This window comes from Synechococcus sp. R50.1 (assembly GCF_047462115.1).
Classification (GTDB): domain Bacteria; phylum Cyanobacteriota; class Cyanobacteriia; order Thermostichales; family Thermostichaceae; genus Thermostichus.
In genome coordinates this window covers 1-11,903 of the sequence record NZ_JANSIN010000066.1, presented here as the reverse complement: position 1 = coordinate 11,903, position 11,903 = coordinate 1, and the positions used below count along the sequence as shown (strand labels likewise).

At 59.7% G+C, this 11,903-nt stretch carries 7 protein-coding genes; 3 read left to right on the top strand and 4 right to left on the bottom strand.

All coding sequences use genetic code 11. The annotated features are described in order from the left end of the window. The first annotated feature begins 548 nt into the window (after positions 1–548). Entirely contained in the window at positions 549–950 is a 402-nt protein-coding gene (locus tag NW870_RS12190) for a SaoD/DsrE family protein (protein WP_414357804.1), read from the top strand. Positions 951–963: 13 nt separating this feature from the next. On the opposite strand, the gene clpB is transcribed toward NW870_RS12190, so the two are convergent. The 3 genes from clpB to phoU form a co-directional block, all read right to left on the bottom strand. Beyond that, on the bottom strand, positions 964–3,606 hold the full coding sequence (gene clpB, locus NW870_RS12185) for an ATP-dependent chaperone ClpB (RefSeq protein WP_414331635.1): 2,643 nt from the start codon (positions 3,604–3,606) through the stop codon (positions 964–966). 199 nt (positions 3,607–3,805) lie between these two features. After that, positions 3,806–6,091, bottom strand: coding sequence for a ribonuclease R family protein (locus tag NW870_RS12180; RefSeq protein WP_414375492.1), 2,286 nt, complete (start codon positions 6,089–6,091; stop codon positions 3,806–3,808). 62 nt (positions 6,092–6,153) lie between these two features. Further along, positions 6,154–6,795, bottom strand: a complete 642-nt coding sequence (gene phoU / locus NW870_RS12175; protein ID WP_414375491.1) for a phosphate signaling complex protein PhoU — start codon at positions 6,793–6,795, stop codon at positions 6,154–6,156. Between the two features lie 208 nt (positions 6,796–7,003). Here phoU and NW870_RS12170 point away from each other — a divergent pair, with 208 nt between their 5' ends. Next, on the top strand, positions 7,004–8,332 hold the full coding sequence (locus NW870_RS12170) for a four-carbon acid sugar kinase family protein (protein WP_414375489.1): 1,329 nt from the start codon (positions 7,004–7,006) through the stop codon (positions 8,330–8,332). Positions 8,333–8,351: 19 nt separating this feature from the next. Further along, a complete protein-coding gene (locus NW870_RS12165) occupies positions 8,352–9,872 on the top strand; it encodes an FAD-binding oxidoreductase (RefSeq protein WP_414375487.1) in 1,521 nt (506 codons plus the stop codon). Here NW870_RS12165 and treZ read toward each other — a convergent pair. Next, positions 9,869–11,728 carry a malto-oligosyltrehalose trehalohydrolase gene (gene treZ / locus NW870_RS12160; protein ID WP_414375486.1) on the bottom strand — a complete coding sequence of 620 codons (1,860 nt, stop codon included), beginning with the start codon at positions 11,726–11,728 and terminating at the stop codon, positions 9,869–9,871. The genes NW870_RS12165 and treZ overlap by 4 nt on opposite strands. Between the last annotated feature and the right edge of the window lie 175 nt (positions 11,729–11,903).

The following is an 11,903-nucleotide window of genomic DNA, read 5'->3' as shown; positions in this document are numbered from 1 at the left end:
GCCAGGAACTTCTTGAGTTTTCTCTATCTCGTCAGTGCTCTCTTTTGGCTCAAATGAAAGATCAACACAACCTAGTGGTTCAATAGAGCAACTCCGAGAGCAGCCTTGGCAATTAGAAACCCCAAATCCTGACAACCCGCCAGAAAACCCCTCCCGCATCTCAAGTGAGAAATGCCACTGAATAATTGGCCGTGTCCTCAGTAAACCCACAATCTGTAGTCATTTCAGGTTAGGGTGAGACGCCTGGGCTATTGAGAAAAGCCTTCTGGCCCGCCGCATTATTGCTCCGCAACGCTGACGCGACAACGCGACCAACGTTTTAGGTGTGGGTGCAGCGTCCTGGTTTGAATCGAAATAATCGTAACTTCCCTCTCCTGCGAAGGGAGAGGAGCTGGACAGCACAAAGGCATCAGGAACAGTCTCAAGCAGGTTCGCAATGAACCTCCACCTCGGCCTGCTGGGTTCCGGCAACCCCCGTCAGGGAATTCGTGTTACTTTGAAAATGATAATCATTAATAATCAAAATTGAGAACAGCAAGGAGGGCCTCATGAAAGTTGCCTACGTGTTCACCCATCCCCGCTGCGGCACCTACAAATTGGGCCAGATGATCCTGCCTCAGCTAGAAGCAGGGGTGCATGGAGCGGAGGTGGTGGGCATGTTCTTTTTCGACGACAACTGCTTTGTTTTGCGGCAGGGGGATCCCATTGGCGAGCGCTTGGCCAAGGTTGCCCAAGAGCAAAACATCCTGCTGATGATGTGCGACATGTGTGCCCTGGAGCGCAACTTAGCCGAAGGGGAACCCCGCTGGTGTGATGCCCAAGGACGCGGGCGCAAGGAACCGGCCCAGTGCATTCCCAAAAATGTAGTGCAAGGGGTGCAAGTGGGCTGCTTCCCTGACCTCTACGAGGCGTTGAAGAACAACCCACCTGACCAGGTGATCACTCTGTGAAGGATCCCTCACTTTAGCTGACGGCCACAGCAGCAGGTGGCTCCTGGCTGGGCTGAGAGCCGATCTTGCGGAAGATCAACCGCTCGTTGGCTACATCCACCAAAATGCGGTCGCCGGGTAGGAACTCGTTTTCCAGCAGCTTGGTGGCAATGGGATTTTCGATCTCCCGCTGGATCACCCGCTTCAGGGGACGGGCCCCGAACACTGGGTCGTAGCCCACCTCTGCCAGGTAGTCCTTGGCTTCTTCGGTGAGCAGGATCTCGATTTGCTGATCTGCCAGCAGCTTTTCCACCCGCTGCATTTGCAGGCCGACAATCTGGCGAATTTGCTCTTTGGTGAGGGCGTGGAAGATGATCAGCTCGTCCACCCGGTTGAGGAACTCCGGTCGGAAGTGGTGCCGCAGCATGGCCAGCACCTGAGTTTTCATCTCCTCGTAGCGGCTTTCATCGGCCCCAATTTCCAGGATGAGGTCGCTGCCGATGTTGCTGGTCATGATGATGATGGTGTTTTTGAAGTCCACTGTCCGCCCTTGGGAGTCGGTGATGCGGCCATCGTCCAGCACCTGCAGCAGGATGTTGAAGACATCCGGGTGGGCTTTTTCCACCTCGTCAAACAGCACCACCGAGTAGGGGCGTCGCCGCACCGCCTCGGAGAGCTGCCCGCCTTCTTCGTAGCCCACGTAGCCTGGAGGAGCTCCGATTAGACGAGAGACCGAGTGCTTCTCCATGTACTCGGACATGTCGATGCGCACCATCGCCTCGGAAGTGTCGAAGAGGAACTCCGCCAAAGCACGGGCCAGCTCGGTTTTCCCCACGCCAGTGGGCCCCATGAACAGGAAAGAGCCGATGGGGCGATTGGGATCCTTCATGCCGGCCCGGGCGCGCCGAATGGCTGCCGCTACGGCGGCTACCGCCTCGTCTTGGCCCACCACCCGCTGGTGCAAATGGGCTTCCAGGCGCAGCAGCTTCTGCTTTTCCGACTCCATCAGGCTGGTGACTGGGATCCCGGTCCAGCGGGAGACGATCTCAGCGATATCTTCAGGAGTCACTTGCTCCCGCAGCAGCGGCTCGCCGTTGGTCTGCAGCTTGGCCAGGTGAGCCTCCTGCTCTTGGATTTGCCGCTCCAATTCCATCAGCTTGCCGTACTTGAGCTCGGCAGCGCGGTTGAGGTCATATTTTTGTTCAGCCTGTTCGATTTGAAGCTTGACGGCGTCCCGCTCGGCTTTAAGGCTTTGCAGGCGTTCGATAGCCTCTTTTTCAAATTGCCAGCGAGCATTCAACTCCCGTTGTCGCTCCGTCAGGTTGGCCAGCTCCTGCTCAATTTTGCTGAGGCGATCTCTAGAGGCAGCATCATCTTCTTTTTTCAGGGAGAGCTCCTCCATCTGCAGTTGCATGATGCGCCGGTCGATCTCGTCCAGCTCGACGGGCTTGGAGGTGATCTCCATCTTCAGCTTGGCCGCCGCCTCGTCCACCAGGTCGATGGCTTTGTCGGGCAGGAAGCGCTCGGAGATGTAGCGGTTGGAGAGCACCGCTGCCGCCACCAAGGCGGAGTCGCTGATTTTGACCCCATGGTGCAGCTCGTAGCGCTCTTTGAGGCCGCGCAGGATGGAGATGGTATCTTCCACCGAAGGCTGATCCACGTACACCGGCTGAAAGCGGCGTTCTAGGGCCGCATCTTTTTCGATGTGCTTGCGGTATTCATCCAGGGTGGTGGCGCCGATACAGCGCAACTCGCCCCGCGCCAGCATGGGTTTGAGCAAGTTGCCGGCATCCATGGCCCCTTCGCCGGCCCCGGCGCCGACAACGGTGTGCAACTCGTCGATGAAGAGGATGATCTGGCCTTCGGATTCAGTGACCTCTTTGAGCACAGCTTTGAGGCGGTCTTCAAATTCCCCGCGGTACTTGGCCCCGGCAATGAGAGCGCCCATGTCCAAAGCAATGACTCGCCGGTTTTTCAGAGACTCCGGCACATCTCCCCGGTTGATGCGCTGGGCTAGGCCCTCCACAATGGCTGTTTTCCCCACGCCGGGTTCGCCGATGAGGACGGGGTTGTTTTTGGTGCGGCGGGAGAGCACCTGAATGACGCGGCGGATCTCGTCATCTCGCCCGATCACCGGGTCCAGCTTCCCTTCGCGGGCCGCCTGGGTGAGATCGCGGCCATAGCGCTCCAGGGCTTCGTAGCGGGATTCGGGGTTTTTGTCGGTGACCCGCTGTTTGCCTCGCACCTCTTTGATGACCGGTTTGAGGCGCTCTACCGTCAGGCCCAGGGGTGCCAAGACCCGCTTGCCCACCCGCTCATCTTGCAGGGATCCCAAAAACAAGTGCTCCACCGAGATGAAATCATCGCCGTACTCTTTGCGAAACTCCTCGGCCCGATCCAGGGTGGTTTCCAGGCCGCGACCCAAGTAGAGCTGATCCACCCGCGCCAACTTGGGCTGCTGGTTGATGAAGCTTTCCACTTTATCCCGCACCAGCCTCGGATCGATACCTGCCCGTTGCAGGAGGGTTTGGGTGAGCCCCCCCTCTTGATCCAGAAGGGAGATCAGCAAATGCTCGGTTTCCAACTGTTGCTGCTGGTGCCGCCGGGCCACATCTTGGGATTGGACAATGGCGCTCCAAGCTTTTTCGGTAAATTGGTTGGGATTGGTGGGCTGCATAGGAGTTCGGCAGAGCTTTGCTACTCAGTATAGGAAGGCAATACAGACACAGGGAGCACCCTGGACTCTTTCGGGGCAGTAGAGCTGGGTGCCGGAAGCTCCGGTAGGATCTTCCTGATCTAGGTATCGCCTATTTTGCCAGAGCCAGAGTTCGCAACAACCGTCCTCTCCAGCTGCGATCCATGGAGGGATCCCCGCCTTATTCTTCTTCTTCGTAGGGACGGCCTTCCCCGATTACCGCCAGGTCAATTTGTTGGCGGTAGTAATCCACGTTCTTAATCTGCACCTCCACCCGATCCCCCAGGCGAAACTGGCGCCGACTCTTGCGTCCCACCAGCGCCTGCTGACGGCTGCGGTACTCGTACCAATCGTTTTTCAGGGTGCTGACCCGCACCAAGCCTTCCGCCAAGATGGGATCCACCTGGACAAAAAAGCCGTAGTTCTGGACACCGATGATTAGGCCGGGGAACACCTCTCCCAGGTGCTTTTGCATGAACTCAGAGCGCTTCAGGCCCATCAGCTCCCGCTCCGCCTGCTGCCGGATCCGGTACCCCTCCTGAATTTTGGGCAGTTGCGCCTGGAGAAACGCCTGCCATTCCTCCTGCACCTTGGGCGGCAACACCTGCCAGTCGATTTGGCCGTAGCCGCTGGGGCCGTGCAGATCCACCACGGTTTTGGAGCGAGGGCTGCGGCGATCGCGTCCTTTGCTCAGGGCCAGGTGCAGGGCACGCAAATTGAGCAAGTCGGCATAGCGGCGCAAGGGGGCCGTAAAGGTGGCGTAGGGTTCTTTGAGGCCCAACCCAAAATGGCCGAGTTGCTCTTCCAGAGGCTGGAGGCGATACTCCACCGGGGGCAAGGTGGCCAGCATCTGCGCCACCAAGGCCGGGCTCGCGCCAGAGGCCAACACATCGGGAGCGGTGATGCGGGCACAAATCCGCTGCCAGTCCGCCAGAGTTACGACAGCGGGATCTTGCAAATTCAGATCCAGCTTCATGGCATTGGCCAGGCGCAAAAAGCTCTGCAGGGCCTCGGCGGCAGGGGCAGGCTGCACGCGGGCCAAAGAAGGGATCCCCAACTGGCGCAAATGGTGGCCCAGGATTTGGTTGGCCAGCAGGAGAATTTCCGTCATCAGGGCATGGGCGCCGAGGCGATCGCTGATCAAGAGGGGGCCGTAGCCGCTTTCATCGGCAGAGTGGGGAGTGAGCAAATCCAACAGGGGCAGGTCAAATCCCCCCGCCTGGTGACGTTTGGCCCGTAGAATCTGGCTAAGGCGCAGCAGGTTTTGCAGCAGGGCCATCAACTCCGGCACTTCTTCGTCGGGGCCCAAGTCGGCGGTGGTGGCCAAAAGAGCCTGCACCTGACCATAGGACAGGTGAGCCCGCGATTGCACCAGGCTGGGGTAAATCTCGAAGTTTTGTACCACCCCTTCTGGGTCGAGGGTCACTAGCAGTGAATAGGCCAAGCGCTCCTGCTGTGGCAACAGAGCCAGGCGGTTGTGCACCTCCGGCGGAAAGAGAGGCAGCACCATCGTATCGAGGTAGACGGTGGCCGTCCGCTGCTGAGCCTCTTGCTCCAAGGGGTGGTCGGGATCCAGCCAATGGGCCACGTCGGCAATGTGGATCCCCAGCAGCCAGTGGTCATTCTCTTGCCGCTGCAAGGAAACAGCCACGTTGGGTTCCAAGCCGTGGGGATGCTGCAGATCCAAAGGCTCCAGAGTGATGCAAAACCAGTCGCGCAGATCGCGGCGGCCCTTTTGGTCAGAGCGGCTGAGCTTTTTGGGCAGAGCTGCTGCTGCCTCCAACACCGGGGCGGGAAACTCCTGCGGCAGGTCGTACTTGCAACAGACCAAATCTGCATCGATGGAGGCTTCTGGGCCGTCGCCCAAGATTTTGCGAATGGTTCCGGTTGGGGGCAGATCCCCCAGCGGGTAGCGATTCACCTCCACATAGGCCACCCGACCTTCCGCCAGCTCGACAGGGGATCCCTCCGTCAGGGCCAGCTCGAACAGCAGCCGGTCGTCCAAGGGCACCACCCGAAAACCCTGTTCCGTCTGTTTGAGGCGACCCACCAGGGCAGAATTGGCCCGCTCCACAACGGCCACCACCTCTCCCTCAGGGCTGCGGCGACGGTTGCCATCTTTGGTGACCCGCGCCAACACCTGATCCCCATTCCAGGCGCCGCTGAGGTTGCTGCCGTGGATGTACACATCCTCCACCCCCGGCTCGTCCCGAATGGCGAAGCAGAAGCCTTTGCTGGAACAGCGCAAACGCCCCACCACCAAAGATTCGTCCGGCTTGCGCCGATAGCGAGGGGGATCCCCTAGTCGTTCCAGAAACCCGGCCCGCACCAGGCCATCGAGGGCAATCTCGAGCATTTCCGGCGCTTCTGGGTCGGGGGACTGCAAGAGGGCAAGAAGAGTATCTTTGTCGGTCAATTGATCGGGAGGCTGAGAGAGAAAATGCTGAAAAATTCGAGAGAAGTCCATTTTGGGTATTGGCAAAAAAGAAAAAGAGGGGTTAAGACATCGCAAGACCCAACCCGTTGGCGTTAGTCACGCTGGCCGGTGACGATAAAAGCTACCCGCTGACCGATGTTGGTGCTGTGGTCGGCCAGACGCTCCAGGTAACGGATCGCCAGCAATATCAATAGAATAGGCTCGACCGATCCGCGAATGTCAGACTGCTGCGCCAACGTATTGTAAAGGTTAGTGTAATCTTCATCAACGGCGTCGTCTTCCCGCTTCAGTTGTCGGCCCAGGTCGGCGTCCAATTCTGTCAGGGCCACCAGGCTGTGGCTGAGCATTTTCTGGCAGCGCTGCATCATCACGCGAATACGACCCAGCTCCGGGGGCGGCGGGTACATGACCAAGCGCAGGGCCACTTCGGCCAAATCTTTGGCGTAGTCGCCAATCCGCTCCAGATCGCGTACCAGTTGCATCAGGGTACTGATCCAGCGCAGATCCCGCGCCACCGGGGAGCGCAAGGCAATCAAATTAATACAGTCTTTCTCGATTTGACGATAAAAACGGTCAATTTGCTTGTCTTGGGCGATCACCTGTTCGGCGGCGGCCAAGTTCTGTTCAAACAGGGCCTGCTGGGCCAAGACCACCGACTTTTCCACCAGCGCCCCCATGCGCAGCACGTCCTGCTGTACCCGTTTGATGTGAAGTTGCAGCTCGGCTTGCCCCATGGCTTTCTCCCATGAATGTGGGCAGGGGGGAAATGTCTGCAGTCGTTTTGGATTCAACAGAGCCAGTTGATCTCAATCATGGCAAACTTCGCCTGGAATAAGGGCAGAGAAGACGGCCAACTTAGGCGAAGATGAGAACAGCGGTTGCCCTCTGAGGGGGATTCGTCCTCTGGAGTTCTCGGGTTGCTTTGTCGATTGAGACGGTCTCATGGCTCTTCCCCCCATCATTGTGTTGGACGATGATCCCACCGGATCCCAAACCGTTCACAGTTGCCTGCTCCTCACCCGCTGGGATCCGCAGACTTTGAAGCTGGGGTTGCAGGATAGCTCGCCAATTCGCTTTATCCTCACCAACACCCGATCCCTGCCGCCGGCCAAGGCCGAAGAGGTGACGCGGTCGGTCTGCCGGGCCCTCAAGCAGGCCATGGGGGAGCTGGGGTGGGAGCGGGCCCTTTTTGTTAGCCGCTCCGACTCGACGCTGCGGGGGCACTACCCCTTGGAAACCGATGTGATGGCAGCGGAGCTGGGGCCCTTCGATGCTCATTTTCTGGTGCCGGCTTTTTTTGAAGGGGGGCGCATCACGCGGCAGAGCACCCATTACCTGCGGGTGGAGGGCCGCTGGATCCCGGTGCATGAGACGGAGTTTGCCCGCGACTCGGTGTTTGCCTACCACCACAGCTATTTGCCCGCTTATGTACAGGAGAAAACACAGGGGCGGATCCGGGCTGAGCAGGTGGAGCGATTTACCCTGGAGCAGATTCGCTCTGGCTGTTTGCCGCGGCTGCTGGCCTTGCAGGGGAATATCTGCTGTGTAGTGGATGGAGAAACTCAAGCGGATCTGGATCGGTTTGCCCAAGATGTTTTGGCGGCAGCCTCTCAAGGCAAACGCTTTTTGTTTCGCAGTGCCGCCAGCCTCCTGACGGCTCTGGCCCAGTTGCCGCCACAACCCGTTCCCCCGGAACAGATGGGGCAGTTTGTTCGCTCCTCTCAACCGGGGGTGGTGATCGTGGGATCCCATGTGCAAAAGTCCAGCCAGCAGTTGGCCCGCCTTCTGCAGGAGCCAGGGATCCAGGGCATTGAGGTGGAGGTAAAACGCCTGTTGGAGCCGGGGGGAGCGGCCGAGCTGCTGCCTGGGATCCTGGCCCAAGTTCACAGCGCCTACGAGAAGGGTCTGACGCCGGTGGTCTACACCAGCCGGGAGGAACTGACTTTTGAAAAGGGCTCCGTGGAAAGGCGCCTGGCTTTTGGACAGAAGGTTTCGCGGTTGTTGATGGGCGTGGTGCAGGGGTTGCCGCCGGGAATTGGCTACCTCATCAGCAAGGGTGGCATCACCTCCAACGACACCCTCAGCACTGGCCTCGACTTGCCGGCAGTGCGTTTGCTGGGGCAAGTCTACCCTGGGATCTCGATGGTGATCACCCCGTCCGATCATCCCCGCTTTCCCAACCTGCCGGTGGTGTTGTTTCCGGGCAATGTCGGCGAGGCGGATACGCTGGTTTTGATTCATCGTCGCCTCAAAAGTCGGGGCTTGGTCTAGAGTGAAGTTCCTCCTGCCGATGGCTGAATTCGTCCCCCCGCCAGAAGCCCTGCCCACCTTGGATCGCTGGTGGGGATCCCTGCGGCAGAGGCGGAGGGAGTTACCGCCGACAGTCGTGCAGCAGGCTTCCCAGAGCTTGGGCAGCTGGGAGGTGGATGTTGTCATTGCCGGTGGCACCCTGGGGATCTTCTTGGCAGCGGCTTTGGCCAAGCGGGGCTGGCGGGTGATCCTGCTGGAGCGAGGGATCCTGCGGGGTCGGGAGCAGGAGTGGAACACCTCCCGGCAGGAATTGCAGGTGTTGCTGGAGCTGGAACTGCTCACCCCAAGGGAATGGGAGAAGGTGCAGGTGACCCATTATCCTGGCGGGCGTATTGGCTTTGGGGATGGCCCCAGTTGGTGGGTGGAAGGGGTGCTGAATGTGGGGGTGGATCCCGCTGGATTGCTGGAGCACTGCAAAGCCCACTTTTTGGAATGGGGTGGCCAATTGCGGGAAAATACTTGCTTTTTGGGTGCTGCTGTTCACCCGGATGGGATCGGCATCCAAACCAACACGGGATCCCTCACTGCCCAGTTGCTGGTGGATGCTATGGGGCATCGCTCCCCCCTCGTGGCCCAGGCTCGCCGAGGACAGCCGCCGGATAGCGTGTGTCTGGTGGTGGGATCCTGTGCCCAAGGGCTGCCAGACCAACCCAGCGGGGATCTCTTCTACAGCTTTACCCCGGCCCAGAATGGCTACCAGCCCTTTTGGGAAGCCTTCCCCGCCCGCGATGGGCGCACCACCTATCTGTTCACCTACTGCGACCGAGATCCGGAGCGGCCTAGTCTCCACACCCTCTGGCAAGATTACTGCCAGCTGTTGCCCGCCTATCAAGGGGTTGAGCTGACCCAGATCCACTGGGTGCGCAAGCTGTGCGGCGTTTTTCCCGCTTACCGCCGTAGCCCTCTGCAACTGCCCTGGGATCGCCTGTTGGCAGTGGGGGACAGCAGTGGCAGCCAGTCGCCTCTAAGCTTTGGCGGCTTTGGCGCCATGTTGCGCCACCTGGATCGCCTACAGCAGGGGATCCACGAGGCCCTGGCGCAACGGCAGTTGGATCGGGCGGCCCTGGTCTTGCTACAACCCTACCAGCCCAACTTGGCCGTGACCTGGCTCTTTCAGAAGGCCATGATCCCCCCTCTGCGGGAGAAAACCTGGGATCCCGATAGCATTAACCGCTTGTTGAGCAGGGTGTTTGAGGCCATGTTTGCCGCCGGCCCCCAGGTGGTGAAGCCCTTTTTGCAGGATGTAGTGCAGTTCGGCGGCTTGGCCCAGGCCCTGTGGGGGGCGATGAGTCGGGATCCTCGGTTGGTGGCCGGACTTTTGCCCCGGTTGGGGTTGCCGGAGTTGGTGGAATGGGCGGGCCACTTTGGCGCGCTTGGCCTCTTCGAGCTGCTGCAAAGGCTAACGGATCGCCCGGAGCTGGAAACCGACCCCCAAGACTACTTCTGGAAGCGGCGCCGCGAGGCTTGGCGCTACGGCTGCGGCCGGGATTACCTCTTTTAGGGGTTCTGACCGTACACCGCCACCCCATAGGGCGGTACCTCCACAAGATCTCCTTGGCTTCCGGCGGGCAGAGAGGATCCCTTTCCCAACCACTGGGCCTCGTGGCTATCCAAAAGCTTCTCCCAGGTGCCGCCGGGCCAATGGGCATAGGTGACCGCCTGATTGGGGCTGAAATTGAAAAGGGCAAGCAAAGCCTGGGATCCGTGGCGGCGGTGCAGGGCAAGGCCAGAGTTGGAAAAGAGCTCCACTTCCACTCCATCCCGCTCCAAGTGCTGGAGAGCCGGTTGGGTTTTGCGCAGCCGGATCAGGGCCTGGTACCACTTCCAGAGAACCTGGTGGTGACCGGCTTTTTTCAAGTCCCAATTGAGCTTGGAGCGCAGGAAAGTCTCCTCAGCTTGGGGATCCGGGGGCTCTCCCTGCCAGGCAAAGGCGCTGAACTCGCGGCGGCGTCCTTGGCGCACCGCTTCCACCAGGTCGGGATCCCCGTGGCTGACAAAATACAGAAATGGCGCCACTTCCCCATACTCTTCCCCCATAAATAGCAGCGGCAGCATGGGAGCTAGCAGCAGGGCAGCGGCAGCCAATTTGAGGCCCTCGAAAGAGGTGAGCTGGCTAAGGCGCTCTCCCAGCCTGCGGTTGCCCACCTGGTCGTGGTTTTGAATGCAGACAACAAATTGGGATCCCGGTCGCCCAACAGCGGAGTTGCCGTGACGCCTGGCGCGGTAGCAGGAGTACTGGCCAGAATAAACGTAGCTCTCCCGGTAAGCCTTGGCCAGGTGCTCCAATTCGCCAAAGTCCTGGTAGTAGCCTGTCTTTTCCCCGGTAAGCAGGGTGTGAAGTGAGTGGTGGAAGTCATCGCACCACTGGGCATCTAGCCCGTAGCCCCCTTGCTCTCGGGGGGTGATGAGGCGGACATCGTTGAGGTCGCTTTCGGCAATGAGAACCCTGGGCCGGCCAGTGCGAGCTTCTAGGGCATCCACCTGCTCTGCCAATTCCTGCAAGAAGGGGTAGGCGCTGAAGTCGTAGATGGCATGCACCGCGTCCAGCCGCAGCCCATCGAGATGAAACTCCTCCAGCCAGTACTCGGCGTTTTGTAGGAAAAACTCTCGCACGCCGTCAGAATAGCGGTCGTCGAAGTTGAGGGCATCCCCCCAAGGGGTGTGGTACTTGTCGGTGAAGTAGGGGCCAAAATCCCGCAGGTAGTTCCCCTCCGGCCCCAGGTGGTTGTAGACCACATCCAAGATGACGGCCAAACCCAGTTGGTGGCAGGCATTGACTAGGGCTTTGAAGCCTGCCGCTCCTCCATAGCTGGTCTGCACCGCGTAGGGGTAGACGCCGTCGTAGCCCCAGTTGCGCTCTCCTGGAAACTGGGCCACCGGCATCAGCTCCAGCACGTTTACCCCCAACTCCACCAACTCCGGCAGGCGAGGGATCAGAGCAGCAAAGGTGCCCTCAGGGGTAAAGGTGCCCACATGCAGCTCGTAGAGGATCCACTGAGACAGGGGGATCCCCTTCCACCCCTGATCCTGCCAGTCGAAGCGGGGATCCACCACCCGCGAAGGGCCGTGGACGCCGTAGGGCTGGCAGCGGGAAGCGGGATCCGGCCGCTCCACTACCCCTGCCTGGGTGTGCAGGCGGTAGAGGTAGTCCACTGGCCCAGGTGGGATCCCGTCCACCTCCCCCTGCCAATAGCCCTGCTCATCCCGCACTAGAGTAAAGCAACATTGGACAGGGCTGAGCAGCTTCAGCTCCACCTGCTCAACCAAGGGCGCCCACACCGAGAAGTGATAGCAGCCTGAGCCCAGGGGATAGGCGCCCATCCGCCCGGCCTGGAAGAAAGGAGAAGCCTGCAACACAGAATCTATCCCGCAACTCGGCTTCCACTATAGCGAGCATGCCTGGCAAAAGCCGGAGAGTGGGTTTTTGGCTTCTCCTCTGCCATAGTGGAATGGGTCTGATACATTTACGCTGAACACTGCTGAACATCACTGTTCAACTATGCAGCGATAGCATTCTGTTTGTTTCCAACCA

What these genes read in the sequence shown, in the direction of transcription:
- NW870_RS12190 (WP_414357804.1), top strand. Translation starts at nt 549, where the DNA reads ATGAAAGTTGCCTACGTGTTCACCCATCCCCGCTGCGGCACCTACAAA.
- clpB (WP_414331635.1), bottom strand. Translation starts at nt 3,606, where the DNA reads ATGCAGCCCACCAATCCCAACCAATTTACCGAAAAAGCTTGGAGCGCC.
- NW870_RS12180 (WP_414375492.1), bottom strand. Translation starts at nt 6,091, where the DNA reads ATGGACTTCTCTCGAATTTTTCAGCATTTTCTCTCTCAGCCTCCCGAT.
- phoU (WP_414375491.1), bottom strand. Translation starts at nt 6,795, where the DNA reads ATGGGGCAAGCCGAGCTGCAACTTCACATCAAACGGGTACAGCAGGAC.
- NW870_RS12170 (WP_414375489.1), top strand. Translation starts at nt 7,004, where the DNA reads ATGGCTCTTCCCCCCATCATTGTGTTGGACGATGATCCCACCGGATCC.
- NW870_RS12165 (WP_414375487.1), top strand. Translation starts at nt 8,352, where the DNA reads ATGGCTGAATTCGTCCCCCCGCCAGAAGCCCTGCCCACCTTGGATCGC.